The sequence below is a fragment of the Paracoccus methylarcula genome, assembly GCF_003007735.2.
GTDB classification, from domain to species: Bacteria; Pseudomonadota; Alphaproteobacteria; order Rhodobacterales; family Rhodobacteraceae; genus Paracoccus; species Paracoccus methylarcula.
Map to the genome: position 1 here is coordinate 109,385 of NZ_PXNQ02000012.1, position 25,970 is coordinate 135,354.

The following is a 25,970-nucleotide window of genomic DNA, read 5'->3' on the forward strand; positions in this document are numbered from 1 at the left end:
CCGGTTTCCTGCCGTTTCCTTGCACCTCCACGCCCGGGAATGATCCCGCACGGAGCCCTGCAAAGCCGGTTGACGAAACCGGCTTGACAGGGTTTTTCGCTTTCGCTTATTTGTAGGACAAATTGAAAAGGGAGAGCTTGATGCGGGTTTCAGCCGCCATCCACCGCGCATTCGAAATCTCGGAAATCGATGACCGGCTTTATGCCGCGTTCATCGAGCATATGGGCCGGGCCATCTATTCCGGCATCTATGAGCCGGGGCATCCCGAGGCCGACGCCAACGGTTTCCGGCGCGATGTCGCCGGGCTGGTGCGCGACCTGAAGATCCCCGCGATCCGCTATCCGGGCGGCAATTTCGTCTCGGCCTATAACTGGGAGGACGGAATCGGCCCCAAGGAAGACCGCCCCACGCGGCTCGACCTGGCCTGGCGCAGCAAGGAAAGCAACCAGGTCGGGATCAATGAATTCGCAACCTGGGCCAATGAGCTGGGCATCGACATGATGCTGGCGGTCAATCTCGGCTCGCGCGGGATCTCGGACGCGCGCAACTTCGCGGAATATGTGAACCACCCCTCGGGAACCTATTGGTCGGATCTGCGCCGCAGCCACGGCGTCGAGCAGCCCTACAACGTCAAGATGTGGTGCCTTGGCAACGAGATGGACGGGCCCTGGCAGATCGGCCACAAGGAGGCCAAGGAATATGGCCGCCTCGCCGACGAAACCGCCAAGGCGCTGCGGCAACTGACCCCGGGCGCCGAGATGATCGTCTGCGGCTCCTCCAATAACGAGATGCCGACCTATCCCGATTGGGAGCGCGGCGTGCTCGAGGAATGCTACGAGAATGTCGATTACATCTCGCTGCATAATTATTACGGCAATTCCAGCCGCGACACGCTGAACTTCTTTGGCAAGGTCGAGGAAACCGGGCGCTATATCCAGGCGATTTCCGGTGTGATCGATTTCGTCAAGGCCAAGAAGCGGGCGAAGAACGACGTCCATATCTGCTTTGACGAGTGGAATGTCTGGTATCACGACCGCGAAGAGGATTCGCGCCGCTGGCGGACATGGGACTGGCCCGAGGCCCCGGCGCTGCTGGAGGAAAGCTATACCTTCGAGGATACGCTCTTCGTCGCCTGCCTTCTGAACGAGTTCATCCGCCGCTCCGACCGGGTCAAGATCGCCTGCATCGCGCAGCTTGTGAACGTGATCGCCCCGATCCGGGCCGAGGCGGGCGGGCCGGCATGGCGGCAATCGATCTATTGGCCCTATCAGCTCGCCTCGCTTTACGGGCGCGGACGGGCGCTGCGCGTCTCGGTCGATGGGCCGACCTATGACTGCAAGGTGGCCGATGACGTGGCCTATCTGGACGTTGCCGCGACGCATGACACGCAGGCCGGCACGGTCACGCTGTTCATCGTGAACCGGCACCTGACCGAAGCCGCCGATCTGCGGATGGCGCTGACCGGGTTCGAGAATGCCCGGCTGGCCGAGCATCAGGTGATCGAGGGTCACGACCTGATGACCCGCAACGGTCCCGGGCAGGAAACCATCGCGCCAGTTCCCGGCAAGGGGCTGGCGGTCGAGGACGGCACGCTTGGCGGCGCCATCGCTCCGCTGTCCTATCACGTTCTGCGGTTGAGGGTGTAAATCATGTCGGGTGTGAAGCTGACCAATGTCAAGAAATCCTTCGGTGAAGTGGACGTCATCAAGGATGTCTCGCTCGAAGTGCCAAAGGGTGAGTTCGGCGTCTTTGTCGGGCCTTCGGGCTGCGGGAAATCGACGCTGCTGCGGATGATCGCGGGGCTCGAGGAAACCAGCGGCGGACGGATCGAGATCGGCGGCCGCGATGTCACCGATGCCGAGCCCGCCAGGCGCGGCGTGGCGATGGTGTTCCAGTCCTATGCGCTCTATCCGCATCTGACCGTCGCCGAGAACATGGGCTTTTCGCTCAGCCTCGCCCGCGCGCCCCGGCATGAACGCGAGGAAAAGGTCCGCGAGGCCGCCCGCATCCTGCAACTGACCGATCATCTCGACAAGAAACCTTCCGCCCTGTCCGGCGGACAGCGTCAGCGCGTCGCCATCGGCCGGGCCATCGTCCGCGAACCCGAGGTTTTCCTGTTCGACGAACCCCTGTCGAATCTCGACGCCGAGCTGCGCGTGCAAATGCGGCTGGAACTGACGCGCCTGCACCGGCAGATCGGCGCGACGATGATCTATGTCACCCATGACCAGGTCGAGGCGATGACACTGGCCGACGACATTTTCGTTCTCAAGGGCGGGCATGTCATGCAGTCGGGCCGGCCGCTGACGCTTTACGACGATCCGGATAACCGCTTCGTGGCGGGTTTCATCGGCTCTCCGGCGATGAATTTCGTCAATGGCACCGTCACCGGCACCGATTCCGGGGGGATCACGGTGCAGGCCGAGGAAGGCAGCCTGCGCGCGGCGCTCTCCGGTCCCAAACCGGGCGAAGGAACCCGGGTCATCCTGGGCATCCGGCCCGAGCATCTGGCCCCGGTAAGCGAAGGCGGCCTGCCGGTCACGGTCGAGGTCGCCGAGGAGCTGGGCGGCAATTCCTATGTCCATGCCCGCTCGGCCTCCGGCGCCGATCTGGTCTTCGAGCGGCGCGGGAGCCGCGACAGTCTTGAAGGGCAGAAACTGCATATCGGCGCCGATGCCGACAGGATCATGGCCTTTTCGCCCGAGGGCGGAAGGCTTCGATAGTCCTGCGCGTGGCAGGACAAAAAGGGAGGGGGCGCGTGGAAAACGTGGCCCGATGCAAAGAGGGAAAATCGATGAAGATCAAGGCACTCGTAACCGCATCCGCAATAGCGGCGGCACTGGGCGCGATGTCGCCCGCATGGGCGCAGCAGACCGTGACATGGTGGGATTTCTTCTCCGGAGGGGATGGCGTGCGCATGAAGGCGCTGATCGAGGAGTTCAACGCAGAGCATCCCGATATCCAGATCAAGGGCACGACGCTGGAATGGGGCGTGCCGTTCTATAGCAAGGTGCGGACCTCGGCCGCCGTCGGCCAGGGACCGGACGTGATGACCTATCACCTGTCGCGCATGCCCCTGGGCCTGAGCGAAGGCGTGCTGTCGCCGATCACCGAAGAAGACCTGCAGACCGCAGGGCTGAACGAGGAGGATTTCTTCGCCACCGCGCTTGACGCCGCCCGCGATTCCGAGGGTCAGCTTCACGCGGTGCCCTTCGATATTCACTCGCTGGTGCTCTATTATAACAAGTCCTACCTCGAAGGCTCGCGCTTCCTCGACGATGAGGGCAAGCTGACCGGCATCGAAAGCGTCGCCGATTTCGAAGAGGCGATGCAGCTTGCGGCCGAAAACGGCTCGGAAACGCCGGTGACCTATGCGACCGGCGACGATGGCGGCACCTATCGCGTCTTCTACACGCTTCTGGCGCAGCAGGGCGGAACGCTGATCTCGGAGGATGGCGAGGTCCTGCCCGGGGACAGCACCGACAAGGCGGTCAAGGCCGTCGAGATCATGACCAAGTGGCACGAAGAGGGCTGGCAGCCCGAGCAGGCGCTCTACGAGGCTTCGGTCGCCCTGTTCACCTCGGGCAAGTCGGCCTTCCAGTTGAACGGTGTCTGGGAGGTGCCCACGATGAAGGATCTCGAAGAGGGCGGCAAGCTGGGCTTCGAATGGGGCGCGGTCGAGGTGCCCAAGCTGATGGACAGCCAGACCACCTGGGCCGACAGCCACGCTTTCGCCATCCCGCACCAGGAAGGCACCGAGATGCCGCCCGAAAAGCGCGAGGCCGTGATGACGGTCATCGGCTGGATGGAGAAACACGCGATTGCCTGGGCCGAAGCCGGGCATATCCCGGCCTACAAGCCGGTGGCGGAAAGCGAGGAATTCGCCACCATGCAGCCCAACGCCACCTATGCCACGCTGGCCGACCGGGCGACCTATGATCCGCGCAGCGAAGTCGCCGGTGTCGCCTCGCCCGCCTATGATGCGGCCGAGAACATCATCTCGCCCGCCATCCACGGCTACATGTCGCCCGAAGAGGCGGTCGAGCAGGTGAAATCGGAACTGCAAAGCCGCATGAACTGACGGATCGCCCCCGCGCGCATCGCGTGCGCGGGGGCCATATTGGCAATGGTATGGGGTAGAATATGGCGATGATCCGAAACAAGGCGCGGCACAGGCTGGTGGCCGTTTCACTGATCCTGCCATACGTGGCGATCTTCGCATTGGTCTTTGCCTATCCGGTGATCGAGGTCGTCCGGATGAGCTTTACCAACGCACCGCTGATCGGCGGCGGAGAATGGATCGGGCTGGGCAATTACATCCGGCTCTTCTCGGACAAGCTGTTCTATACCTCGGTCGTCAATAACGGCTATTTCGTGTTGCTGACGGTGATCCCGACCACGGTGATCGCGCTGGCCATCGCATTGGCCGTGAACCGGTTGTCGGGGCGGATGCAGGCGCTGGTGCTGGTGATGTTCTTCACGCCCTATGTGCTGCCGGTTTCCGTGGTCACGCAGATCTGGGCCTGGATGCTGGATTTCCAGTTCGGCATCCTGCAACCGGTCATCGAGTTCTTTACTGGCAAGCCGGTGCCGGTCTTCAAGAACCCCAATTGGGTCATGCCCACCGTCGCCACGGTGACGATCTGGTGGACCAATGGCTTCAACGTGCTGCTGTTCCTTGCCGGTCTGCGCAATATCCCCACGGAACTTTACGAGGCCGCCGCGCTTGACGGGGCCACGAGGCGGCAATTGTTCTGGCGGATCACATGGCCGCTTCTGTGGCCGGTAACGGCGCTGGTGCTGACGCTGCAACTGATCCTGCAATTGAAGATCTTCGACCAGATCTACCTGCTGTCGCAAGGCGGGCCGTTCAATTCCAGCTATGTCCTGCTGCTGATGGTCTACCGCGAGGCCTTCCAGCTCAATCACGGCGGCTATGCGGCGGCGATCTCGCTGGTGCTGTTCCTGCTGATCGTGGTGATCTCGGTCCTGCAGTTCCAGATCCTGCGCATCGGAGGGAAAGGCAAATGAACCATCAGCGCCGTTTCGAGAATATCGCCCTGACCTGCATCACGCTCGTGGCCGGGATCATCTGGATCTTCCCGCTCTACTGGGCCTTCGTCACCTCGATCCGTTCCGAGGACCGGGTGGTGTCCGAAGCGGCAGGGCTGCTGCCGGACGAGTTCAATATCAGCTCCTATGTGGACGCGATGTTCAACACCAGCCTGATCGACTGGTATATCAACTCCATCGGCACCTCGCTGATCATCACGCTGGTCGTGCTGGTCACCGGCATGATGTGCGCCTATGCGCTGAGCCAGATGCAGTTTCCGGGCCGCAGACTGCTTTACGGCATCGTGCTGGCCAGCTTCATGGTGCCGGCGCAGGCGCTGGTGGTGCCGCAATTCGTGCTGATGAACGATCTTGGCCTGATCAATAAATGGGGCGGGATCATACTGCCGCAGCTTGTCGTCCCGGTGGTGATCATCGTCTACAAGCAATTCTTCGACGCCGTCCCCAAGGAGATGAAGGAAGCCGTCGTCCTCGATGGCGGCGGAGATTACACGCTCCTGTTCCGGGTCTACCTGCCGCTGAACTGGGGGATCACCACCGCGCTTGGCATCATCACTTTCATCATGTCCTGGAACGCCTTTCTCTGGCCCTTCCTGGTCATCACGACCGAGGAGATGATGACCATCCCGGTCGGCATCACCCAGGTCAATGACGCTTTCGGCGTAGCCTATGCGCGGATCATGTCGGTGGCGCTGCTGGCCGCCGCGCCGGTGGTCATCGCCTATCTGATCTTCCAGAAGAAGGTCACCGAGGCGGTAATGATCTCTTCCGGCGTCAAGGGCTGATCCGTGGCCGGCGCTCAGACCTTGAGCGTCGGCAACCCGAGGTCGAAAACCGTGGTGCCCTTGGAATCCAGCAGCGCGGTATCGACCAGCCCGGTCATCAGCCGCCGCGCGCCAACGGGATCGCGCGCCTCGATCCGCTCGAACACCGCGGCATGTTCCTCGACCGGGTTGCGCGTGTGCGGGTTGGGCATGTCGCGATAGCGGAACGCCGTGGTGAAGGCGACGGCGGCGCAGATCCCCGCCTCCAGCGACAGCAGAACCGGGTTATGCGAACTGATCAGGATCGCGCGGTGAAAACTCGCATCGGCATTGTGCCAGCTTTCCTCGGTCATGTCGCAATAGCGCATCGAATGCAGCGCGTCGCGGAAAGCCTGCAGGTCGTCCTCGCTGCGGCGCTCGGCGGCGAAGGCTGCAGCCGGAGGCTCGATCATCGCGCGCAACTCGTAGATCGCCCGGATATACCAGTCGGGCGGCGCGCCGCTCTCGAAACTCCAGCGGACCACGTCCGGGTCCAGCAGTGACCATTTTTCGCGCGGGGCGACGCGGGTGCCGCTGCGGGTCCGGGTGACAAGCATCCCCTTGCCCACCAATCTGCGCAGCGCCTCGCGATAGGCGCCCCGGGAAATACCGGTCTCGGCAAGGAAATCCATCTCCTTGGGAACCGTCTCATCCGGCTTGATCGCACCCGAGACGATCCGGCGGCCCAGCCAGTCGGCGATGGACTCGTTCTTGCGCTTGTCCGGCCTGTCCGAGGCGTCGAAAGCCGTGCTGATGATATTGGATTTGTTCGACATACCGGGAACCTAGCCGTATCCGCGGAACTTTGCATCTCACTTTTGATTTTCCGTGGACCGGAAATCGGCCAGCGGATCCGCGGTCATGAAACCTGATAACCAAGGATATGCCGGGCGCATTGGCAACGGTCCAATCTCACGGACCGGCGGACTCCGCGGATTGGCCGATCTCGGCCGTTATTTCCGACAAGGCCAGCGCCGCCGCGCCCCGCGCCCAAACGAGATCGCCCCAGGTATGAACTTCGATCGGCGTGCGCGGACGGCCCAACCGGTCCGAGAAATGGTGGATCTCGGACAGCACCTCCTCGGCATAGAGAAAATCATAGCGCAACCGCGAGCCCGACAGGATGACCAGTTCCGGATCGAAAAGCCGGATCATGTTGGCCATTCCTGCGGACAGGTAACGCCCCGCGCGGCGAAAGATCAGTTGCGCCTCCTGATTGCCGGCCTTGGCCTGGTCGAACAGGATCTCGATCATCTGCGCGGGCGAGGGAACGGGATTGTTATCCCAGTCAAGCGCGGTGGTGGCCTCGCGGACAAGGGCATAATCGGCCACATAGGCCTCCAGGCATCCGCGCTGGCCGCAGCGGCAAAGCGCCCGTCGATCTGCATCGTCGTGTGCCCCAGCTCCAGCCCCACGCCGCGCGCGCCCCGGAAGATGCGGTTGTCCTGCACCAGCCCCATGCCCACGCCCTGCTCGATCGTGACCACGGCAAAATCCGACAGGCCGCGTGACGCGAGGCGCTACAATATCGAGACGATTTACCAGACGCTGGCGTTGGCGGACAATCTGGATGCGGCCTCGAACCTGTTCCTGGGGCGCGAGATCGTGACCTCGGCGGGCATGCTGAACGACGCCAGGATGGAGGCCGAGACCCGCAAGATCATGGCGCGGCTCAACCCCAATTTCCAGAAACTCGGGGTTCCCGTCTCTGCCCTGTCGGGCGGCCAGCGGCAATCGGTGGCCATCGCCCGCGCGGTCTATTTCAACGCCAGGATCCTGATCATGGACGAGCCGACCGCCGCGCTTGGCGTGCATGAGACCCGGATGGTGGCCGATCTCATCAAGGAACTGAAGGCCCAGGGGCTGGGCATCTTCCTGATCAGCCACGACACGCGCGAGATGCTGGATCTGTGCGACCGCGTTTCGGTGATGAAGAACGGACAGCTCATCGGGACCGAGCGTGTCGAGGACGTCACCGAGGACGATATCCTCGCGATGATCATCATGGGCAAGAAACCGGAAAAGGCGGCATAGGCGATCCGCTCACCGCCGTTCCATGACGGGCTGAGCCCGTCGGTGCTTACCGGAAGTCTCGGGACCGCTCCACCGGGGTTCTGAGACTCTTTCCCGGTGGCGCAGGATGTTGGAATCCTGCCGGGGCGCCCTGCCCGCCTTGCCGTATTTCCCATCCCTCTTGCCATGCTGCTTGCAGCGATACGGCCGCTGGCGACGATCCTGCTGCCGGTAATTAGCATATGAGCAAGATTCTCGCTGGAATGTCGCATGAATCCTATTGAATTATAATGATTTTTCCCGCCAGAGGCGTGATTCCTGCGTACCCGTAGGATAAAATTGTCCAGATTTATCAATGACTCTCCTGTCATGGGAAGTTCAACTCGCCACTCGCAGGGATATGCGCTTGTCGGGGGCTCCGAGACCAGCGCATGATCCGGCCCATCCCCGCAAGCAGGCCGAAAGTTGACAGCTGTCAACACCCCCTGCCCCGCTTTCTCCTGCACGATGCGTGCTCCGGCTCTGCCGCACGAAGCCTGTTTCAGAGCTACCATGCGAACCTCCCGCGCAGTTGACAGCTGTCAACTTGCACATCCCTTGCAGCTTGGGAAAGCGCATCACGCGGCCAGGCGGTTCTCGGCACGAAGCAGCGCCATGACCATGGGACCGGGCGAGAACCCCGCGCTCTCGGCCTTGCCCGTCAGCGCGCGCAGGTAACCGCCGGGCCGCAGGATCACGCCTGCTCGTTGCAGGATGCACGCCAAGGTTACCGCCGCAACCTCATCGCCCATGGCTTCCTGCGCCTGTCTCCAGGCATCCGGGCTGATTCCGAGCATCGGATGAACGAAATTCGCCGTTGCGACCAGATCGCGCCAGCTTCGGATCCCGTCCGGCGCATAGTCGAGAATATCGGGCGTGGCTTTCAGTACCAGCCCAAGCGGGATCGGCGGGTCTTTCGCGATATGTCCGGATCGCTCATCCTGCTTTTCTTCGCAAGGTTCAGATTCATGGTTATCTTTATCTGAACTCTGATAGTGCCGCTCATTTTCGCCGTCACTGCCGCTCGTTTCTTCTGTTTCTGGCGCGAGCATCGCGTTGATCCGGTCCAGCATCTCGCGCGCCTGGTCGGCCAGTTCACGCAGCCTGTCGGCATCCAGCTTGCGGCGCAGCGCGCGCTGCAGCAAGGCGCAGGCATCGGACAGCGCGTCCCAATTTGCCGGGACCTGTTCGCGGCCCCATTGGATCAGCTTGGCCGCGTCGCGCAGCAGGATGACTGTGGTTTCGCGCAGACGCCGCCGGGCAAGCTCTGCCTGCCGGGCCTGTTGCGCGGCCTCAGTGATCTCGGCGGCGCGGGTCAGCAACGGGCGCAGGTCAAAACCAAAGGCCCGGTCCAGCGCGCCCGACAGGTCGCGGGTGGCGTAGCGTTTGCCGTTCGGACTGTCGCGGCGCAGGATCAGCCCGGCGTGCACAAGCGCGGACAGGTGCCGCCGCAGGGTGCTTTCGGCCATCCCATGCGCGCGGTCCGACAGGCTGGCATTCGAGGGAAAGACGATCAGCTTGTCGTCATCCTCCAGGACCTTGCCGGGATGAAAGGACAAGAGCGCCGCCAGAACCGCAAGGTCGCGGTCGCTGATGCCGAAATCCGCGCGAGCCGCCGTCAGGTCACGCAGAACCGCCCATTTGTCGGGGGCGAGATCCGGGGCAGGGGCCTCGGCCAATGCCCGGTTTGCGAGCAGGCCAGCCGTCACCGGCTGCGCCCGAAAGGCGTCATCGAAATATGCCTCATTTTCATGTCACGGAGGTAAAAACCGCCATTCGCCCACAAGGACGTTGTTGACAGCTGTCAACTTTTGCCGCTATCTTCGAGGTGCTAGATCGAGAAACGGCCCTTCGGGATGTATGTCCTGGGGGGCTTTTCTTTTGGTCCTACCGTGTCGTGCCTCCTTGCTGCTTCATTTGCCTCATCTTCCCGCCCGGCCTTCCTTTTTCTGCCAGTCGCGGTGAAGCTCTTCGATGCGATCGACCAGCCAATCGGCAAAGGCGCGGCCCTCGCCGGATAGTTCGATCACAGTTTTTCCCTTTGTTTTCCGTGCCTTTCCAAGCGACACCCCGTCTTGCCCCTGCAAGTCGCGCGGGGCGATCCGGGCAGGCTTCGGCGCGGCCAGCGAGGCCAGGACGGCCACGAAACGCGCGTCGGAATCCGGCCCCTTGGCGGCCTCGATCAGCGCTTCCGGGTCATGGCCCTTCGCCTTCTCGGCCAGCGTGAGCCAGCGGTCACGCCCCGCGGCAGGAGCCGCCCCGATGGCGCGGATCACCTCTTCCGAGATGGCGTCGGTGACGCTCAGCATCCGCGAGATCACCGTCTTGTCGATCGACAACGCGTCGCAGATCACCTTGCGTTCATAGCCGACCCGGGTCATCTGCGCGGCGAAATTCGCCTTCTCGATGAAGCTCAGATCCTTGCGGGCGCTGTTTTCCTGCCCCTGCGCGACGATCAGCTCGCGGTCGTTCAACTGCCGCAGCATCGCCTTGACCGGCATCTGCAATTCGCGCAGCGCCCGGACCCGGCGGCGGCCGAACACCACCTCGTAGCGGCCCTCGTAATTCGGGCTGTGGCGCAAGAGGACCGGCACCTGCTGGCCATATTCGGCCATGGATCGCTTCAGCGCCTCGATCCCCTCGGGGTCGTCGTCCAGCCGGTCCTTGATCCCGGCATCGTCGATCATGTCCGCCGGCACCTCGATCAGCGCGCGGGATTTCAGATCGGCGATGGAACGGCTGACCGCACCGATCGCACCGCGGCTGTAGCGGGGCGGGGCAGGGGAGTCCTCCTTGGCGGCCGAAGCGCCCTCGGTCATCAGCCCTTTCAGCAGGTCCTTGCGTGCCATCTCTCCCCCTTCAGCGGCCCCATGCCGCCTGTATCAGCCCTTCGATCTCGCCATTGACGGCGTTCAGGCTTTCCATCGCGCGCTCATAGGTGGCGCGGGTGAATTGTGATTTCTCGATCTCGTAAAGCGTCTGCTTGGTGATCCCGGCATCGGAAATCGCCGTGGACTTCAGCACCGGATGGTTCAGGACATGCTCTCCGAACATCGATCGCATAAAGCTAACCATTTGATTTTGCGGGCCATCTCCGGGTTCATAGCGGGTGATGACATAGCGCATCCAGTCATAGGTCATGTCGCCCCCGGCCTCGGAGACCACGCCCAGGAGGTTCGAGGTCATCAGCAGGAACTGGCACATCGACATGACGTCCAGCATCTGCGGATGCACGGTCACAAGGATCGCCGTGGCGGCGGAGAGGGCGGACATGGTCAGGAATCCAAGCTGTGGCGGGCAGTCGATGACCACGACGTCGTAATCGGCCTCGACTTCGGCCAGCTTGTCGCCGATCCGGGTGAAAAAGATATTGCCCGAGCGTTCGATGATGGCGCGCGGCGTCTCGTGCTCGAACTCCATCAGGTCGAGATTCCCGGGGATAAGGTCGAGATTCGTGAAATAGGTGCGCTGGATCACGTTGCGCAACGGCACCGGGTTCTCATAGCGAATCGCATCGTAAAGCGTGCCGCCATCCAGCAGGTCGAATTCCGGCTGGAAGCCGTGCAGCGCCGAAAGGCTGGCCTGCGGGTCAAGATCGATGCCCAGCACCCGGTATCCGTCCAGCGCCAGTTTCTGCGCAAGATGGGCGGCGGTGGTGGTCTTGCCCGAGCCGCCCTTGAAATTGATCACCGTGATGACCTGAAGATGGTCCTCCCCGCGGCGTCCGGGCAGATAGGTGCCGGTGGATTTCGCACCTTTTTCCAACAGTTTGCGCAATTCCTGGATGTCGGAGGGGGTATAATAGCGCCGCCCGCCCGCCCGTGTCTCGGGGCTGGGGCCGCGGCCTTCGAGGTCCAGCTTGCGCAGATAGGCATCCTTGACGCCCAGCAGATCCGCCACCTCGCCGCTGGTGAACTTGCGCAATTCGCGCCTTGCGTCGGGCGGGAAAAGCTGTGCCCTATGCGCCTGCAGGCGCTCGGACAGCGCGAGTGCATGATCGCCCACCAGCTTGTCGATGCGAGTCTTCTGCCGCATTCTGCCCCTCGATTCTCTGCGGCTGTTGATGCGTTTGTTACGCTTTAAGCCGTCTTATTCTGTTTGCTCCGTAAATAAATGGCCCGAAACCCCGATTCTCGCAAGCATTTTCTGTATGCTCCCCCGATATCTGGTGGTGCGCTCCGCGCCGGACACTAGACGGGTCATCGCTCGCCCATGATGTTCAACAATCTTTCCATTTGTTGAACATCGCTGTATTCTACAGTCACAGGAATTGTTGAACATGCCCGAGCATCACAGCCAGATCGCCCATGCCGCCTATCACGACCTGCTGCGCGCGTTGCGCGAAGAGGCGGTGTCCGACCTGCGCGGCACGCCGACGAAGGTGACGCGGAACGGGCGGATCTATTGGTATGACAGTTTCCGCGTCGGCAGCGAGGTGCGCAAGCATTACATCGGCGAGGACAGCGATGCGCTGCGCGCCCTGTTCGCGCGGCACCGCGAGGCCCGCGCCCCGGCGCAGGAACGCCGCCGCGCCCGCGCCCGGCTGGTGCGGCTGCTCAGGACCGAAGGGTTCCTCGGCCTCGATCCCTCGACCGGCAGCCTGATGGCGGCGCTGGCCGGGGCAGGGGTGTTCCGCTTGGGCGGCACGGTGGTCGGCACCCATGCCTTCCGCCTGTATGAAGGAGAGCTGAACCTGCGCTATGACCTGACGCAGGCAGCGCAGACCGACGATCTGGACATCGCCAGTTTCGAGCGCCTGTCGCTGGCATTGGAGGATGCCGCCGCCCCGCCGGTCCAGCAGGTGCTGGGCGATTTCGCCTTCAGCCCGGCCCCCAGCCTGGAACCGGGCCGGACATGGCGCTGGCGGCAGAGCTCGGGCAACGCGCTGGTCGAGTTCCTGACCCCGGCTTTCGGCGAGGAGGGGCTGCGCAACCTGCCCGCGCTTGGCGTGCAGGCGCAGGCGCTGAACCATCTGAATTACCTGATCGCCGAGCCGATCGCCGCCGCCATCCCCTATCGCAGCGGCGTGCTGGTCCAGGTCCCCCGCCCCGAACGCTATGCCATCCACAAGCTGATCGTGGCCGAACGCCGCCGCGACGCCGACCGCATCAAGGCGCAAAAGGACCGCGCACAAGCCGCCTTCCTGATCGAGGCGCTGGCCACGGACCGCCCCGAGGACCTGCTCGACGCGCTCGAGGATGCCCGCGACCGTGGCCCGAAATGGCGCGACCGCATTACCGCCAGCCTGGCCCGCATGCCCGAGACAGCGGAATTGCTGCAAGCGCTCTGACGCCCGCCGTTCCCTTCTTCTTCATGCAAATATCCCCGGGGTCGCCGGCCGGTCGCGCCACTGGTTCGAGAACCAGCCGGCGACGGGCAGGCAGCCCCCGGCCATCGCGGGACACATCCTCCATTTCCCGGCAGATTTGCCGATTTACCTTCGCCCGATCACAACCCGGCGGCTCTGGTCAGGTTGACCCGGAACCGGTCGCGGCGGCGCTGATAGCGGCGGGTCATCTCGGCCGAGGCATGGCCCAGCTGCTTCTGGACGTAACGCTCGTCGATCTCGGCCGAGGAGGCGAGGCCGGCGCGCAGCGAATGACCGGAAAAAAGCTTCAACCGCTCGGCTTCCGGCAGATCGGGGCGCAGCCCGGCATCGCGCGCGTAGCGCTTGATCAGCCGCGCCACATGCCGGTCATTCAGCCGCTGCGGCAGGACGTGCCTGCCGTCGCGCGTCACCGCCACGAAAATCGGCCCGGCGGTGATCTTCCCGAAGCGCAGCCATTGCTCCAGCGCATGGACCGGGCAGGTCGGGCCGCTGGAACCCCGTCCGATCTCGACCTCGCGCCAGCCGGTCTTGGCATTCAGCGTGAGCAGGACACCATCCGCGAACAGCTCGATCCAGCCGCCCGAGTCCGGGGTGTCGTCCTTGTGGACGTCCAGGCCAGTGATTTCGCTCCGACGCAATCCGCCCGCATAGCCCAGCAGCAGGATCGCCCGGTCGCGCAGCCCGCGCAGGTCATGCGGCAGGGTGGCCAGCATGGCGCGGATGTCATCCGGCCCGATGGGGTCCTTCTGCACCGGCGGCCGGGCATGGCGGCGGCGGATCCCGGCCAGCACGGTGGCGATGTGGCGGTCGCTCCGCGCCAGCGCAAAGCCGCGCTGCGTGTAATTCCAGGCCAGGCCCGAGAGGCGGCGTTCGATCGTGGTCACCGACAGAGCAGGGGCGCCGTCCACCGGCGCGGCCAGATCGGCAAGGTAGAGGCCGATCATCTCGGGCGCGGGCGGCAGGGGATCGGTTCCCTTCATCCGGCACCAGCGGGCAAAATGCGCCCAATCCTGCGCATAGGCTTTCAGGGTGTTGTCCGAAACTGCGGCCCGGGCATAGTCGCGGGCGGTGTGGACAAGGCGGTCGAGCGTGCCGGATCCGGCGACATGCGCGGGCAGGGCGATGGGATCGGGGCGATTCCTCTCGTCCGGCTCCTGCTGCTGCGTCGGCTGTCCGGGCGTCGAGGGCGATTTGCGCTGCATTTTGACCCTTGTCCGGGGTGGATTTGTTCATGTCCGATAATGGAAGATTATCGGACATATCCAAGAACTGCAAGAGGCGGCGGAATATGGCGATAATTCTTTCCTAAAGCGCCATCATGTGATAGGCATTCCGCATGAAAATGAGCAATGATGTCGGCTCCGAAGAGGACCTCACCGGGGCGTTTCGCTTCGATTTGGCGCCGGGCTGGATCCGGGCCGAGACCGCGCAAGACCCTGACCAGGCACGGTTTCTGGCCGGGGCGGCGCTGGCCAGTCTGCATCCGGTGGGTATGGGACGCGCATCGGTGCCGATGGCGCTGTTATGCGACCGGCTGGCGCTGCTGGCCGCCGAGGCCAGTTTGCGCCTGATGGGAAAGCCCGCCGGGCTGGCGGCGCTGCGCGATGCCGTGCATCTGCTGCGCCCTTCCGAGCATCCGGATCCGGCAGGAGCGGTGGCGCTCACCTGGCGGCAGGCGGCGCGGCAACACCTGGAGAGGGGGACAGGAGGGACCGCGCCGCTGGCGGCGGCGGCAACAGCCTATGAAGACAGCCGGGCCGATCACCCCGGCGATCTGCCGGCGGCCTGATGGCGGCGGAGGCCGCTCTGGCCGTCGCGCTTGGTTGGTCGTCCATGCTGCCGGTGCTCACACCGGGATTTTCGCGACGGGACCTGACGCTCGGCGGTGCGGATCTGGAACTGGCCTGCGCGCGGGCGCTGGTGACATCGGCGCCGCGGGTGCAACGGTTGGCCGGGGACCTGGCACGCCGCGCCGCAAAGCTGCGGGCCGTGGCGCCGAAGCTGCGGGCAAAGGCGGCGCCGGCGGCGGTGGATCTGCTGCTCAAGGTCGATGCGCTGACCCCGGCGCTGGCGCTGAGCCCGGTGGTGCAGGGGACGGCGGCGCGCATGTCAGACCGGGCGGCGCGGCGCTTCTGTGACCGGCTGGTCGCGCTTGGCGTGCTGCGCGAGTTCAGCGGCCGCGCCGCGTTCCGGATCTACGGGTTGTGACGATGGGGGCGGAACCAAGGCAATCAGGGCGCGAAGAGGCGGTCCTGGATCGGGAGCTGGACGATCTCCCGGCTGAGCTGCGCTGGCGCGAATGGCAGCGGCGCATCGAGGCGGTGCTGTTCGCCTCGGCCGAGCCGGTCTCGCGCGAGGTGCTGGCACGGGTCGTGGGGCAGGGGGCAAGCGTCGACCTGCTGCTGGACGATCTGCGGGCGGATCTGGCCGATCGGCCCTATGCGCTGCACCGGGTCGGCACTGGCTGGGCGCTGCGCACCCGCCCGGCCTATGCCGATGCGATCCGCGCCGCCGCCGGTCCCGATCCCGGCCCGGTGCCGCTGCGCGAGGGGGAACTGGCGCTGCTGGCCGCCATCGCCTGGCACCAGCCGATCACCCGGTCCGGGCTGGCGGCGCTGTTCGGCGGCAAGGTCAGCCGCGACGCGCTGGCGCATCTGCGCGCCCGCGACCTGATCGCGCCCGGCCCGCGCAGCCCGGAACCGGGGGCGCCGCAGAGCTTCGTGACCACGGAGGGTTTTCTGGACCTGTTCGGGCTGGAGGGGTTGCAGGAGCTGCCTGATCTGCCTGCCGCCGCCAGCGATCCCGCTCCCGACGCCGGCATCCACTGGCCACTGGGCGAGGAGGAGGTGTGACGGCGTGGCGTTCGGGACGCTCTGGGGCCAGACAGTGCTTGGGCGTGGGGTCTCGACGCCTATAGGCACCATAAACTGTTGAATTTCCGATTGGGGTGCGGTCAGCCACCGAAGCCGTTTCACAAATACTTAGCATAATCATACAATGACCGGGGACGGGCTGGCTCCATACGATCAGTCTTTTCGCGTTCGTGCCTGACCAAAGGGCATATTCGCTTTGCGGGCCGGAACATGAAGTCCCGCATGCCCTGCTTTGAGCTGATCAGAACGTTCATGCCCCTCGCGGAGTAAGATCAAAGGAAAGATGACGACTGTGAGACGTTTCAAAATGCTTCAGGAACGGTTTTCCATGCGCAAGGAATTGAGCGATCTCCCCACAGATGAAATGCCTGTCAATCTACCTTCCGGTCCCGGGACAGCAAATGCCCTTCATGAAATGTTCGACAGGGTCGGTTTTCCTTGGCGCGAAACCTGTCAGGACCTCATCGATCGCTACGGTCTGATTTGCCATCCTGCCTTTGACAGGGAGTACTGCCCGATCACTCCCTGTCCTTTTGGTCTCGACGGGCTGCTTACCCCCTTTTCGCCCCAGATATTTGCGGCAGCATTTCGACGGATGGCGCTGCGTTGAATATCTGCACCACGCGGCTCTATATCGTGCCGCTCGATCGGATCACCGAACTCAAGCAGGTAAAGCTGTTGCCCGCCAAGGGAGGCGGAGGATCCTACTTGTCCGCGATATATCGCTCCCCAAACACTGCCGGCAAGGAGAGAGAAATCAATCTTTCAAGTTCTTATGGTGATCCGGACGCCTTGGATGAGATTACGGAACAGATAAGCACAGCAATTGATCGACCGGTTCGCCGGCCACCGCCGCGATTTGATTACTGAAAGCGGAGGATGGAGTCTCTCGCCATCATTGAGCACGGATACCAGCCTCGCTCTTCCGTCCTTTCGAAGCGCGCCACCTGAACCATCTTCCGATCGACAAGCCAACAATCGCGGCGCCGATCACTGGCGCGGCAATGTATGGGAGGTAGATTGCAAGCCCAAACTCGGGACCGTAGCCGCTGTCGGTTTGGCTGACATGGGCTTTCCAGGCACCGAGCAGCAGCAATGCCAGGAGCGCGACCATGATACAGATGTTTGCCTTCATGGACAGATAGCGGCCGCATGCCCAGATGAGCAGGAAGGGTAATGCGCTTCAACATGATCTGCGAGGCCAACGGTATCGAGCACCGCCTCACGAAGCCAAACCACCCTTGGACCAATGGCCAGGTCGAGCGGATGAACCGCACGATCAAGGACGCCACGGTCAAACGCGTCCATTACGAAAACCACAACCAGCTCCGCACCCACTTGGCCGACTTCATCGCAGCCTACAACTTCGCGCGCAGGCTCAAGACACTCGGCGGCCTCACGCCCTATGAATACATGTGCAAGATCTGGACATCCGAGCCGGACAGATTCATTTTAAATCCGATCTACCAGATGCCGGGACTGATCGCCTAGAGTCCCTGCCGGACAGGCCGATCGACCGCAGTCAGGTGCTGATGCTGGCGGGCTCGATGCAGCCCTATGTCTGGACGATCAACGGCGCAACCTGGGGCGAGCATCACGCGATCACCGCGAGCAGTGGCGAGCGCGTGGTGCTGTCGTTTCACAACATGTCGATGATGGGTCACCCGATGCACCTGCACGGCCATGTGTTCCAGGTTGTCGGGCTGAACGGCCGTCGGGTTGCGGGCGCGCTGCGCGATACGGTTTATGTGCCGCCGATGTCGATGGTCGTCGACGTTGCGCTTGACGCGGGCGAGGCCGCCCGCTGGATGCTGCATTGCCACCACATGCCGCATCTTTCCACGGGGATGATGACCGAGTTTGCAGTCAGTGAGTCGGCCTGACCCCTGCTTGGGGCGCCGCATCGCGGCGTCCCAGTTGATTGAATCGGAATCACGTGGGCGATCTTGCCGCCGCTGCGAGAACGCCCGTCACATTGTTCAAGAGTCCCCGGAACCGCCCTGGTTTGATCGGCGGTCCGTGCCTGCCGCGCTCACCATGCTCTATCGCGGCGATTCTCGCCAATGCCAGGAAGAGTCAGGTCCCTGTATCAGGTGACATGCCTCTTCAATGATGATCATGCTGCTACCTGCGGTGCAAAACGGCTTTCCCGAACCGATCGCAGCATTTTCTGTCGATTGCTTCCAATAATCTCAATCAGGTCCACCATGAGCAAAAGAAAATCCTGCGGGAATGTCACATTTGCGGATCCTGAATCGTCATCAGTATCGGAACCAACGGAAGGAACCGAATCCATGACTGCAAAACTGAACCCCGTAGCCGCAGCCCCCGATCTGATGAGACTCTGGTTTGATACCTCGATTGCCATCAACCAGAGCCTTGATCCCACGATCACCGAGCTGGTGAAAATTCGCGCCTCGCAAATCAATGGCTGCGCCAATTGCATCAACATGCACACCATCGAGGCGCGGGGGCAGGGAGAGACGGAACAGCGCATCTACCTGCTGTCCGCTTGGCGCGAGGCGCCTTGCTACACCGATCGCGAACGTGCCGCGCTCGGCTGGACCGAGGCGTTGACCCGGCTGTCCGAGGGCCATACGCATGAAGCGGCCTATGAAGCCCTTGAGGCGCATTTCACCGAGGAGGAGCGGGTCAAGCTGACCTTGATCATCAATATCATCAATGGCTGGAACCGCATCGCGGTCGGCTTCGGCGGGTTCATCGACCCGGCGGCGGCAAAGACCCTCTGGGCCAGGACCGAGGCGGTCGCCTGATGGCGGACACCGGGCAGCAGGACGCGGCGGCCAGCTTTGATCCGTTGCGGCCAAGGCTGATGCGCGTCGCTTACCGCATGCTCGGCTCGGTGGCCGATGCCGAGGACATGATGCAGGAGGCCTTCATCCGCTGGATGAAGGTCGACCGCAGCGAGGTGCGCGAGCCCGAGGCCTATCTGCGCCGCATGGTTACGCGCCTTTGTCTCGACCAGCTCAAATCGGCTCGCCGCCAGCGCGAAACCTATATCGGGCCCTGGCTCCCCGATCCGGTTCTCGACGAGGAGGAAGAGGAGGATGTCACCTTGCCGCTGATGCTGGCGCTGGAACGTCTATCCCCGCTCGAACGGGCTGCATTCCTGCTGCATGATGTCTTCGGTCTCGACTTCGGCGAAGTGGCGATCACCGTCAAGCGTGAACCGGCGGCGTGCCGCCAGTTGGCCGTCCGGGCGCGCGCCCATGTCCGCAAGGCGCGGTCGCGGTTCCAGGTGGAGAAACAACGCGGGCTGGAACTCGCCGAGGCATTCTTCACCGCTTCGCGCAGTGGCGACATGACAGCGCTGCGTTCGATGTTGGCCGCCGATGTCAGCATCCATGCCGATGGCGGCGGCAAGCGTCCGGCAGCGGCCGAGCCCATCATCGGTTTCGATGCCGTGGTGAAAGCGCATGAGTATCTGGCGACCCTGTTCAGGACGAACGGCTCGACGCTTGTCCGGTCGGCATTCGTCAACGGACTGCCCGGTTTCGTTACGCTGGAGGCGGATGGCGAGCTTCAGACGACGGCGCTGGAGATCGAGGATGGAAAGGTCACGGCAATCTATGTGGTGCGGAACCCCGACAAGCTGAGGCATTTGCACTAGGGACCGATCCGCACAATTCGCCTCGTTATCCCATTCCATCTTGTATTCCGAGTGCCGGGAACACCAAGCTGGCAAGCTTCTCGGATGAAATCGGCTTGTGCAGCAATTCGATCGAGCGCTTTTCCACCTCGCGCGACAGCGCATCGGACCTGTCCGCTGTCATCAGGCATCGCACCGGTGGAACCATCGATCTTTCGCCGATCAGGTCCAGGCAGGACAGCCCGTCCATGCCGGGGCCAAGCTGGTAATCGACCAGGTACAGATCGGGCTCGACCCCGGTTTCCTCCAGCAATGCCAACGCCTCTTCGCCCGAGGCGACATCCAGCACTTCGACGCCCCATTGCTCCAGAAGCTGAGACAGCGCGGATGTCATCTCTGCATCATTCTCGACGATCAGGGCGGTGAGTTTGAGTTCCCGTTCGGCGATCTGCGGGCCGGTGCCGTTCTCCTCGGCCGGGTGGCGGTCGCCCAAGCGGGTGGAGGCGAGCTCGACTGCGAAGGTCGTTCCACGACCGGGCGCGGAGCGCAATTCCAGGCCGTGACCCAGCAACGAGGCAGCGCGCTCGACGATGGCCAATCCCAGGCCCAGCCCCTCTGCGGCGGAAGCCTTGACGTCGAGGCGCTTGAACTCGCGAAAGATCACCTCCTGATCCTCTTCGGCAATGCCCCGCCCGGAATCGCGGACCTGGACCAATTGCCGGTCGCCGCGCTTGCGGGCCACGACCAGGACACGACCGCGATCCGTGTAGCGGATGGCATTGGAAATCAGGTTCTGGAGAATTCGCCGCAGATAGGTCCGGTCCGACATCACCGTTGCCCGGACCGGACGGACGATCAGTTCCAGCCCCTTCTGCTGCGCGGCCGGGGCGAATTCCTGCCGCAATTGCTCGAAAATCGGTCCGAGCGACACCGGCTCTATCGTCAAGGTGGCTTGCCCCACCTCCAGCCGTGAAATGTCCAGCAGATCGCCCAACAGCGAACTCACCGAATCCAGTGAACGTTGGGCATTTTCCAGCTTGCGCCGTTGCTGCGCGTTATCCACCTCTTCGATCAGCGAGCCGATGTAAAGCGTCGCGGCCGAAAGCGGTTGCATCAGGTCATGCCCGACCGCGGCCACGAAGCGGATGCGAGAGGCGTTTGCGCGTTCGGCACTGGCCAGCGCATCCTCCAGTTCCAATGTGCGCTCGGTCACCCGCGATTCGAGCGTTTCATTGGCCCGCCGGATCGCCTGCATCGCATTGCGCTGTTCGGTGATGTCATCAAGCGACATGACGAATCCGCCATCCGGCAGTTCCTGTGCGAAGATGGCGAGGCTGCGGCCATCGCCCCCGCGCGCCGCCTCGACCTTGAAACTGTCCTTGCGCCGGACCGAGCGGACCCAATCTGACAGGCGGTTGGCCCCCTGGAAGGCGGGAAAGGAGAATTGCGTGCGAAGCCGATGCAGCAGGTCGTCGAAATGCATCCCCCTGCGCAACCGGGTCCGGGGAATTGCCAGGAATTCCGCCAGGTTTGCATTCCAGCCCAGCAATTGCAGGCGCCCGTCGAAGATGCAGACGCCAAGCGGCACGTGATCGAGCGTGGCCTGCAATATCCTTGTCTGGTCGTCCAGCATCCGCCCGCGTTCCTGCCGTTCGGCGCGGATGAGATCGGTCACCTCGGTCTGCAGGATGGCGGTGCTGCCGTCCCGCGTCCGCTGCTCGGATACCTGAACCCATCGGTCCTCGGCCATTCCCTGCACAAGCGCGAAATGCCGCTCGTTGTGGCGGCGCTTGCGCATGGCGATCCAGTCGTCGCGCGTTGTCCCCGGCGGCAGTCCGAGATGGCGCGAGCTGGCGACCAGATGCAGATAGTCGTCGAAGCTCAGCCCCGGACAGAGCCGGTCGACGATATCGGGAAGCAGCGCGTTGAAACGCGCATTGCACATGATCAGCACGTCATCGGCATCGAACAGGGCGAAGCCTCCTGGACGGCCTCGATGGCGGCGGCGAGGTTTTGCCGTGCGGTATCCTTTTCCCGGTATGCGGTCTCGAGTTCGGCATTCGAGCTGTTCAGCAGGTCGAGCGCATGTTCCAGCTCTCGCGTTCGGGCCCGCACCTCGTCCTCGAGTATGGCAGCGCGTTGAAACTGGGCGTAGCTCGCACCGTTGTCGCCGGGCAGTTCCTCGATATGCCGGATCAGGGATTGCGCGATCCGCACCAGCTTTTCCTGGCGGCGATGGATATCGTCGGAAGGCGCCATCATCCCTTCGATATCGGCGGGAAGGTGGCGAGCGGACGGGGACATGATCAAATGCCGTCCTTGGCGTCATAGAAAGCGACGCCGGTGAAGGTCTGGTTCACATGCATGGAATTGATCTGCTCGCCATAGGTCGAGAATCCCGCCACCCTGTGCCGGTCGAGGATGCGGTTGATCCGTGCCACCTGCTGCATGCCTTCCCCCGCGATCCGCCGGAAGATGCAATCGAAACCGAGGATCATTCCCGGTGCCCGCCCGCCGCACAGTTCCTGCATGGCCTCGTCCAGATGCGCGGCGATATCGCATTCCTCGGACAGGGTCAGAACCATGCCCTCGGCCACGGCACCGAAGAAGATCAGCGAGCCGTCAGGCGCGACCTTCCGGATCGAGCGGACATGATGGCGTCCTCCGGCGCGGACAAGGACGGGGCGGGTCGCGAAAATCTCGGGCCCCAGATGCCCTGCCGGCACATTCAGAAGCCGGGCATATTCCTGCGCCGCGGGTTCGTCATTTATGGACAGGATCGCCCGGCGTGCGGTGTCGGCGCGGGTCACGACCATCTGGGTGCGAGACGGGCGCGTGCCGTCGAACGAGAATATCTTGAAACGCATCTTCGAACGCAGCAGGCACAGGACTGCCGCCCGGTCATGGATGGCTTCCTGCGCAAAGACATGGGTCGCATTGAATTTTCGGTTGTCGCCCGCCGAGCCTCCGACGGTCGGGACCGGCCCGAGTCCCCCGGCCAGAGAGGCGATGAGCTGCTCTTCCCGGCCCGACAATCCGTCCACCATCAGCACGGCGAGTTCATGGGGAAAGTCTTCGTGCTGTTTCAGCAGGTTCCGGCGCGCCTGCTGAAGCTGCGACACGACAAGCCGCGAGTCGATCGCATCTACCGGATCGATCACGACGGTTTCGGCCGCGAAATCCGACACCGGGAATGCGATCGCCACGATATGCCCGTCGGCATAGCCGCCCTCGCATATCTCGCCCGCGGTCGTGCAGCCGGCGATCCCGGTTCTTGGCCATGCCTCCCGCGCGCGTCGGAGGATCGCGGGAAGATCGGCGGAGATGGCTGCAAGAATGATGATCAGGGCAAATGGCCCGGGACCGATTCCCGCCGCCAGTTCCGCGACGGGATCCGCCCCGTCGCATGCCGCCGACGCGCGCCGGGGGGTGCCGCCATGTTCCGCGCCCTTCCCGAGCGGGTTACGAATTTCCTCCGGCATCGCCGAACTGCCCCATCATCTTCGCGTCGCGCGCCATCAGAACGGCCTGCGTCCGTGACACGACGCCCAGCTTGCGCATGATCGCCGTGACATGCGCCTTGACGGTAGTTTCGGCGATCGCCAGTTCATGCGCAATCTGCTTGTTCATCTTGCCCTCGCAGATCAGGTCCAGGATCCGGGCCTGCTGGCGGGTCAGCCGCGACAGCCGCCCGACCGCGACATCGGCATTCGAGGGCGCCATGGCCTCCAGTTCCTCGGCCGTGGGCAGATCCGGTGCATAGATTTCTCCGGCCGCGAGTGCGTCGAAAGCGGCGCGGAAAATGTCGCGGCGGGAATGCTTTGGCACGAAGCCCGCCGCCCCCGCGGCAAGTGCGGCCCGGATGACGCGGGTTTCATTGAGCGAACTCACCAGAAGGATCGGGATCTTCGGTGCCAGCCGGCGCAAGGCGATCAGCCCTTCGAGCCCGTCCACATCGGGAAGGTTCAGGTCGAGAAGGATGATATCGACCGGCTCTTCACCCTCGATATGCCCGACCGCCTGTCCGAGGCTTTCGGCATGCGAAACGGTCCTGATGCCGGAGACGGATTGCAAGGTCATGGCCAGCGCATCGCCGAACAGCGGATGGTCCTCGACGATCAATGCCGATCGGAAGCGGGGCTGTACGTCTTGCGAAGAATGGCTGGCCATCGGTTGACCCTCATAGCGATTGTCATTGCCCTTCATGTTACGCGCTATCGGTATCCGCGCCGACCCGTAAATAGGTCGAATATGCGGCAGCGCCAGAGAAGGAACGGGAAAGGGCGCGTGCGGCCTGAACCGCGCGCGCCCGAATGTCCGGCAGGGGCAGTTCACTCCGCCTGCGCCAGTTGCTTGGGCAGTTTGAAGGTCCAGACCATGCCGCCCTGGTTCAGGTAATTGACCTTCTTGGCGACCTCGCCGCCCCATAGCGGAACGGCGCCGCCCCAGCCCGAGACGACCGAGACATATTGTTCGCCATCCTGCTCCCAGGTGATGGGCTGGCCGACGATCCCCGATCCGGTCTGGAACGACCAGAGCTCTTCGCCGGTCTCGTCGTCCAGCGCCTTGAATTCACCCTCCGGCGTGCCGAAGAGCACCAGCCCGCCCGCCGTCGTCATCACACCGCCCCAAAGCGGAGCCTCGTTCTTGTATTCCCACCTGATCTCGCCGCTATTCGGATCGATTGCCTTCAGCGAACCGATATGGTCCTCGAAGATCGGCTTGATGGTAAAGCCCGCGCCCAGATAGGCGGCGCCCTTCTTGTAGCTGATCGGTTCGTTCCAGATATCCATGCCCCATTCATTCGAGGGGACATAGAATAATCCGCTGCTTTGGCTGTAGGCCATCGGCATCCAGTTCTTGCCACCCAGGAAGGACGGCACGGCAAAGACCTGCTGCCCCTTGTCTCCTTCGGCCGCGGCGTCCACTGGTCCGGGGCGGTTGTCCTCGTTGTAGATCGGGCGGCCGTTCTCATCGATCCCCTCCGCCCAGGTGATCTGGCTGACGAAGGGATAGGCGGCGACGAAACCACCATCTTCGCGGTTCAGGATATAGAAGAAGCCGTTGCGGTCGGCGGTCGCGAAACGCTGGTTTCCGTCCTTGTCGGTAAAAGGAACGACCTCGTTCACCCCGTCGAAATCCCAGCCCTCGCGCGGGGTGGACTGGAAATGCCACTTGATCTCGCCCGTCGCCGGATCGATCCCGAGCCGCGAGGCCGCATAGAGGTTGTCGCCTGTATTGCCCTCGACCGGTTCGCCCGCGCCGCGCAGATGGCTGTTCCACGGTGCCGGGTTGCCGGTGCCGAAGACCAGCGTATCGGTGTCGGCGTCATAGGAGCCGCCCAGCCAGGTCGCGCCTCCGCCGGTCTTCCACATATCGCCCGGCCAGCTCGCATTGAGCTCCCCGGTCATGGTGCTTTCCTCGCCGTTGAGCGTGCCCATATGCCCTTCGATCACCGGACGGGTCCAGACGTCTCGCCGGTCTCGGCGTCGCGGGCCTGCACTTCGCCGACGATCCCGAATTCGCCACCGGAATTGCCGGTGATGACCAGGCCGTTCACGATCAGGGGTGCGGCGGTGTAGGAATAGCCTTCCTTGTAATCGGCGATCTTCTTGTTCCACTTCGCATCGCCGGTCTTCAGGTCAAGCGCCACGATCCGCGCGTCCAGCGTGCCGAAATAGATGTTGTCGCCATAGATCGCCGCCCCCCGGTTGACCACGTCGCAGCAAGGCAGGATGCCTTCGGGCAGACGGGCATCGAACTGCCAGATCTCTTTGCCGGTCTTCAGGTCGATCGCGTAAATGCGCGAATAGGACGCCGTGACATACATCACCCCGTCATGGACCAGGGGCTGCGCCTCTTGCCCGCGCTGCTTCTCGCCCCCGAAAGAGAACGCCCAGGCAGGCACGAGATTCCCGACATTTTCCTTGTTGAGCGTGGTCAACGGGCTGAAGCGCTGCAACCCCCGGCCCATGCCGTTGGTCAGAACGTCCCCGGTACTCTGCTGATCGTTCGCCAGGTCTTCCTCGGTCACGGCAGCCATCGCCGCGGTCGCAATGCCGCTCATGGCTAGCACCGCCGCCAGCACGAATCTGTTCATTGGTTCTCCCTCCGCAATATATGCGCCCCGGCGGTCATGCTGATGGCCCGAGGCATCCCCGAAAGTATGAAGGCCTGCCGCGGCGCGTATATTGTCCATTGGTCGAATGGCGGCGTGAGATTCCGAGAAC

Annotated in this window: 24 protein-coding genes and 4 pseudogenes; 16 read left to right on the forward strand and 12 right to left on the reverse strand. The window is 63.4% G+C overall.

Annotated elements, in window-relative coordinates:
- Window positions 1–140 precede the first annotated feature (140 nt).
- The 5 genes from arfA (at window position 141) to A7A09_RS17790 (ending at window position 5,858) form a co-directional block, all read left to right on the forward strand.
- Window positions 141–1,646 carry an arabinosylfuranosidase ArfA gene (arfA, locus tag A7A09_RS17770; protein ID WP_106692642.1) on the forward strand — a complete coding sequence of 502 codons (1,506 nt, stop codon included), beginning with the start codon at window positions 141–143 and terminating at the stop codon, window positions 1,644–1,646.
- A 3-nt stretch (window positions 1,647–1,649) separates the two neighbouring features.
- Window positions 1,650–2,723, forward strand: a complete 1,074-nt coding sequence (locus A7A09_RS17775; protein WP_106692643.1) for an ABC transporter ATP-binding protein — start codon at window positions 1,650–1,652, stop codon at window positions 2,721–2,723.
- Window positions 2,724–2,794: 71 nt separating this feature from the next.
- A complete protein-coding gene (locus A7A09_RS17780; protein WP_106692644.1) occupies window positions 2,795–4,081 on the forward strand; it encodes an extracellular solute-binding protein in 1,287 nt (428 codons plus the stop codon).
- Window positions 4,082–4,149: 68 nt separating this feature from the next.
- Window positions 4,150–5,031, forward strand: a complete 882-nt coding sequence (locus tag A7A09_RS17785; RefSeq protein WP_245999438.1) for a carbohydrate ABC transporter permease — start codon at window positions 4,150–4,152, stop codon at window positions 5,029–5,031.
- Window positions 5,028–5,858, forward strand: coding sequence for a carbohydrate ABC transporter permease (locus A7A09_RS17790; RefSeq protein WP_106692646.1), 831 nt, complete (start codon window positions 5,028–5,030; stop codon window positions 5,856–5,858). Before A7A09_RS17785 ends, A7A09_RS17790 begins: the two co-directional genes overlap by 4 nt.
- 14 nt (window positions 5,859–5,872) lie before the next feature.
- Here A7A09_RS17790 and A7A09_RS17795 read toward each other — a convergent pair whose 3' ends face one another.
- Entirely contained in the window at window positions 5,873–6,652 is a 780-nt protein-coding gene (locus A7A09_RS17795; RefSeq protein ID WP_106692647.1) for a FadR/GntR family transcriptional regulator, read from the reverse strand.
- A 136-nt stretch (window positions 6,653–6,788) separates the two neighbouring features.
- A pseudogene (locus tag A7A09_RS17800) lies at window positions 6,789–7,390 on the reverse strand (ROK family protein); the annotation flags it as partial.
- Here A7A09_RS17800 and A7A09_RS17805 point away from each other — a divergent pair.
- Entirely contained in the window at window positions 7,335–7,910 is a 576-nt protein-coding gene (locus tag A7A09_RS17805; protein WP_245999440.1) for an ATP-binding cassette domain-containing protein, read from the forward strand. The pseudogene A7A09_RS17800 and the gene A7A09_RS17805 sit on opposite strands and share 56 nt — an antisense overlap.
- Before the next feature lie 596 nt (window positions 7,911–8,506).
- Here A7A09_RS17805 and repC read toward each other — a convergent pair.
- From repC to repA, 3 genes are all read right to left on the reverse strand, one after another.
- Window positions 8,507–9,637, reverse strand: coding sequence for a plasmid replication protein RepC (repC, locus tag A7A09_RS17810; protein ID WP_245999441.1), 1,131 nt, complete (start codon window positions 9,635–9,637; stop codon window positions 8,507–8,509).
- Window positions 9,638–9,850: 213 nt separating this feature from the next.
- Window positions 9,851–10,777, reverse strand: coding sequence for a plasmid partitioning protein RepB (repB, locus tag A7A09_RS17815; RefSeq protein WP_106692648.1), 927 nt, complete (start codon window positions 10,775–10,777; stop codon window positions 9,851–9,853).
- Window positions 10,778–10,787: 10 nt separating this feature from the next.
- Entirely contained in the window at window positions 10,788–11,963 is a 1,176-nt protein-coding gene (repA, locus tag A7A09_RS17820; RefSeq protein WP_106692649.1) for a plasmid partitioning protein RepA, read from the reverse strand.
- A 244-nt stretch (window positions 11,964–12,207) separates the two neighbouring features.
- Between repA and A7A09_RS17825 the strand changes: the two genes are divergently transcribed.
- Window positions 12,208–13,218: a nucleotidyltransferase family protein gene (locus A7A09_RS17825; protein ID WP_106692650.1), complete on the forward strand. Its 1,011-nt coding sequence runs from the start codon at window positions 12,208–12,210 to the stop codon at window positions 13,216–13,218.
- A 158-nt stretch (window positions 13,219–13,376) separates the two neighbouring features.
- Here A7A09_RS17825 and A7A09_RS17830 read toward each other — a convergent pair whose 3' ends face one another.
- Window positions 13,377–14,459, reverse strand: coding sequence for a tyrosine-type recombinase/integrase (locus A7A09_RS17830; protein ID WP_106692651.1), 1,083 nt, complete (start codon window positions 14,457–14,459; stop codon window positions 13,377–13,379).
- A 134-nt stretch (window positions 14,460–14,593) separates the two neighbouring features.
- Here A7A09_RS17830 and A7A09_RS21655 point away from each other — a divergent pair, with 134 nt between their 5' ends.
- The 5 genes from A7A09_RS21655 to A7A09_RS20625 all read left to right on the forward strand — a co-directional run bounded on the left by A7A09_RS21655 (window position 14,594) and on the right by A7A09_RS20625 (window position 17,000).
- Complete coding sequence (locus A7A09_RS21655; protein ID WP_245999442.1) at window positions 14,594–15,046, forward strand: DUF1403 family protein; 453 nt, start codon at window positions 14,594–14,596, stop codon at window positions 15,044–15,046.
- A complete protein-coding gene (locus tag A7A09_RS21660) occupies window positions 15,046–15,465 on the forward strand; it encodes a DUF1403 family protein (protein ID WP_245999443.1) in 420 nt (139 codons plus the stop codon). The genes A7A09_RS21655 and A7A09_RS21660 overlap by 1 nt, the downstream gene beginning before the upstream one ends.
- Window positions 15,466–15,467: 2 nt before the next feature.
- Entirely contained in the window at window positions 15,468–16,109 is a 642-nt protein-coding gene (gene scpB, locus A7A09_RS17840; protein WP_106692652.1) for an SMC-Scp complex subunit ScpB, read from the forward strand.
- A gap of 349 nt (window positions 16,110–16,458) precedes the next feature.
- Window positions 16,459–16,740: a hypothetical protein gene (locus A7A09_RS20620; protein ID WP_148043712.1), complete on the forward strand. Its 282-nt coding sequence runs from the start codon at window positions 16,459–16,461 to the stop codon at window positions 16,738–16,740.
- On the forward strand, window positions 16,737–17,000 hold the full coding sequence (locus A7A09_RS20625) for a hypothetical protein (RefSeq protein ID WP_148043713.1): 264 nt from the start codon (window positions 16,737–16,739) through the stop codon (window positions 16,998–17,000). Before A7A09_RS20620 ends, A7A09_RS20625 begins: the two co-directional genes overlap by 4 nt.
- A gap of 25 nt (window positions 17,001–17,025) precedes the next feature.
- Here the strand turns inward: A7A09_RS20625 and A7A09_RS17845 are convergent, their stop codons facing one another.
- Window positions 17,026–17,265 (reverse strand): hypothetical protein, encoded by a 240-nt coding sequence (locus A7A09_RS17845; RefSeq protein WP_106692653.1) that lies wholly within the window; start codon window positions 17,263–17,265, stop codon window positions 17,026–17,028.
- Window positions 17,266–17,333: 68 nt separating this feature from the next.
- Here A7A09_RS17845 and A7A09_RS17850 point away from each other — a divergent pair.
- The 4 genes and pseudogenes from A7A09_RS17850 to A7A09_RS17865 form a co-directional block, all read left to right on the forward strand.
- Window positions 17,334–17,621: pseudogene (locus tag A7A09_RS17850) on the forward strand (integrase core domain-containing protein); the annotation flags it as partial.
- Window positions 17,621–18,013 (forward strand): annotated as a pseudogene (locus A7A09_RS17855) (multicopper oxidase domain-containing protein); the annotation flags it as partial. The pseudogenes A7A09_RS17850 and A7A09_RS17855, both read left to right, overlap by 1 nt.
- 411 nt (window positions 18,014–18,424) lie before the next feature.
- A complete protein-coding gene (locus A7A09_RS17860) occupies window positions 18,425–18,904 on the forward strand; it encodes a carboxymuconolactone decarboxylase family protein (RefSeq protein WP_106692654.1) in 480 nt (159 codons plus the stop codon).
- The gene (locus A7A09_RS17865; RefSeq protein ID WP_106692655.1) at window positions 18,904–19,761 is read left to right on the forward strand and encodes a sigma-70 family RNA polymerase sigma factor; all 858 of its coding nucleotides are present in this window, start codon (window positions 18,904–18,906) and stop codon (window positions 19,759–19,761) included. The genes A7A09_RS17860 and A7A09_RS17865 overlap by 1 nt, the downstream gene beginning before the upstream one ends.
- A gap of 25 nt (window positions 19,762–19,786) precedes the next feature.
- Here the strand turns inward: A7A09_RS17865 and A7A09_RS17870 are convergent, their stop codons facing one another.
- From A7A09_RS17870 to A7A09_RS17885, 5 genes and pseudogenes are all read right to left on the reverse strand, one after another.
- Window positions 19,787–21,685, reverse strand: a complete 1,899-nt coding sequence (locus A7A09_RS17870) for a hybrid sensor histidine kinase/response regulator (protein ID WP_245999444.1) — start codon at window positions 21,683–21,685, stop codon at window positions 19,787–19,789.
- Between the two features lie 2 nt (window positions 21,686–21,687).
- Window positions 21,688–22,044, reverse strand: a complete 357-nt coding sequence (locus A7A09_RS21665) for a hypothetical protein (protein WP_245999445.1) — start codon at window positions 22,042–22,044, stop codon at window positions 21,688–21,690.
- Between the two features lie 2 nt (window positions 22,045–22,046).
- Complete coding sequence (locus A7A09_RS17875) at window positions 22,047–23,222, reverse strand: FIST N-terminal domain-containing protein (protein ID WP_106692656.1); 1,176 nt, start codon at window positions 23,220–23,222, stop codon at window positions 22,047–22,049.
- Window positions 23,203–23,910 (reverse strand): response regulator transcription factor, encoded by a 708-nt coding sequence (locus A7A09_RS17880; RefSeq protein ID WP_106692699.1) that lies wholly within the window; start codon window positions 23,908–23,910, stop codon window positions 23,203–23,205. Before A7A09_RS17880 ends, A7A09_RS17875 begins: the two co-directional genes overlap by 20 nt.
- A gap of 161 nt (window positions 23,911–24,071) precedes the next feature.
- Window positions 24,072–25,840 (reverse strand): annotated as a pseudogene (locus A7A09_RS17885) (PQQ-dependent methanol/ethanol family dehydrogenase).
- Window positions 25,841–25,970 lie beyond the last annotated feature (130 nt).

What these genes read in the sequence shown, in the direction of transcription:
- arfA (WP_106692642.1), top strand. Translation starts at nt 141, where the DNA reads ATGCGGGTTTCAGCCGCCATCCACCGCGCATTCGAAATCTCGGAAATC.
- A7A09_RS17775 (WP_106692643.1), top strand. Translation starts at nt 1,650, where the DNA reads ATGTCGGGTGTGAAGCTGACCAATGTCAAGAAATCCTTCGGTGAAGTG.
- A7A09_RS17780 (WP_106692644.1), top strand. Translation starts at nt 2,795, where the DNA reads ATGAAGATCAAGGCACTCGTAACCGCATCCGCAATAGCGGCGGCACTG.
- A7A09_RS17785 (WP_245999438.1), top strand. Translation starts at nt 4,150, where the DNA reads ATGATCCGAAACAAGGCGCGGCACAGGCTGGTGGCCGTTTCACTGATC.
- A7A09_RS17790 (WP_106692646.1), top strand. Translation starts at nt 5,028, where the DNA reads ATGAACCATCAGCGCCGTTTCGAGAATATCGCCCTGACCTGCATCACG.
- A7A09_RS17795 (WP_106692647.1), bottom strand. Translation starts at nt 6,652, where the DNA reads ATGTCGAACAAATCCAATATCATCAGCACGGCTTTCGACGCCTCGGAC.
- A7A09_RS17805 (WP_245999440.1), top strand. Translation starts at nt 7,335, where the DNA reads ATGCCCACGCCCTGCTCGATCGTGACCACGGCAAAATCCGACAGGCCG.
- repB (WP_106692648.1), bottom strand. Translation starts at nt 10,777, where the DNA reads ATGGCACGCAAGGACCTGCTGAAAGGGCTGATGACCGAGGGCGCTTCG.
- repA (WP_106692649.1), bottom strand. Translation starts at nt 11,963, where the DNA reads ATGCGGCAGAAGACTCGCATCGACAAGCTGGTGGGCGATCATGCACTC.
- A7A09_RS17825 (WP_106692650.1), top strand. Translation starts at nt 12,208, where the DNA reads ATGCCCGAGCATCACAGCCAGATCGCCCATGCCGCCTATCACGACCTG.
- A7A09_RS17830 (WP_106692651.1), bottom strand. Translation starts at nt 14,459, where the DNA reads ATGCAGCGCAAATCGCCCTCGACGCCCGGACAGCCGACGCAGCAGCAG.
- A7A09_RS21655 (WP_245999442.1), top strand. Translation starts at nt 14,594, where the DNA reads ATGAAAATGAGCAATGATGTCGGCTCCGAAGAGGACCTCACCGGGGCG.
- A7A09_RS21660 (WP_245999443.1), top strand. Translation starts at nt 15,046, where the DNA reads ATGGCGGCGGAGGCCGCTCTGGCCGTCGCGCTTGGTTGGTCGTCCATG.
- scpB (WP_106692652.1), top strand. Translation starts at nt 15,468, where the DNA reads ATGGGGGCGGAACCAAGGCAATCAGGGCGCGAAGAGGCGGTCCTGGAT.
- A7A09_RS20620 (WP_148043712.1), top strand. Translation starts at nt 16,459, where the DNA reads ATGCGCAAGGAATTGAGCGATCTCCCCACAGATGAAATGCCTGTCAAT.
- A7A09_RS17845 (WP_106692653.1), bottom strand. Translation starts at nt 17,265, where the DNA reads ATGAAGGCAAACATCTGTATCATGGTCGCGCTCCTGGCATTGCTGCTG.
- A7A09_RS17860 (WP_106692654.1), top strand. Translation starts at nt 18,425, where the DNA reads ATGACTGCAAAACTGAACCCCGTAGCCGCAGCCCCCGATCTGATGAGA.
- A7A09_RS17865 (WP_106692655.1), top strand. Translation starts at nt 18,904, where the DNA reads ATGGCGGACACCGGGCAGCAGGACGCGGCGGCCAGCTTTGATCCGTTG.
- A7A09_RS17870 (WP_245999444.1), bottom strand. Translation starts at nt 21,685, where the DNA reads ATGTGCAATGCGCGTTTCAACGCGCTGCTTCCCGATATCGTCGACCGG.
- A7A09_RS21665 (WP_245999445.1), bottom strand. Translation starts at nt 22,044, where the DNA reads ATGTCCCCGTCCGCTCGCCACCTTCCCGCCGATATCGAAGGGATGATG.
- A7A09_RS17875 (WP_106692656.1), bottom strand. Translation starts at nt 23,222, where the DNA reads ATGCCGGAGGAAATTCGTAACCCGCTCGGGAAGGGCGCGGAACATGGC.
- A7A09_RS17880 (WP_106692699.1), bottom strand. Translation starts at nt 23,910, where the DNA reads ATGGCCAGCCATTCTTCGCAAGACGTACAGCCCCGCTTCCGATCGGCA.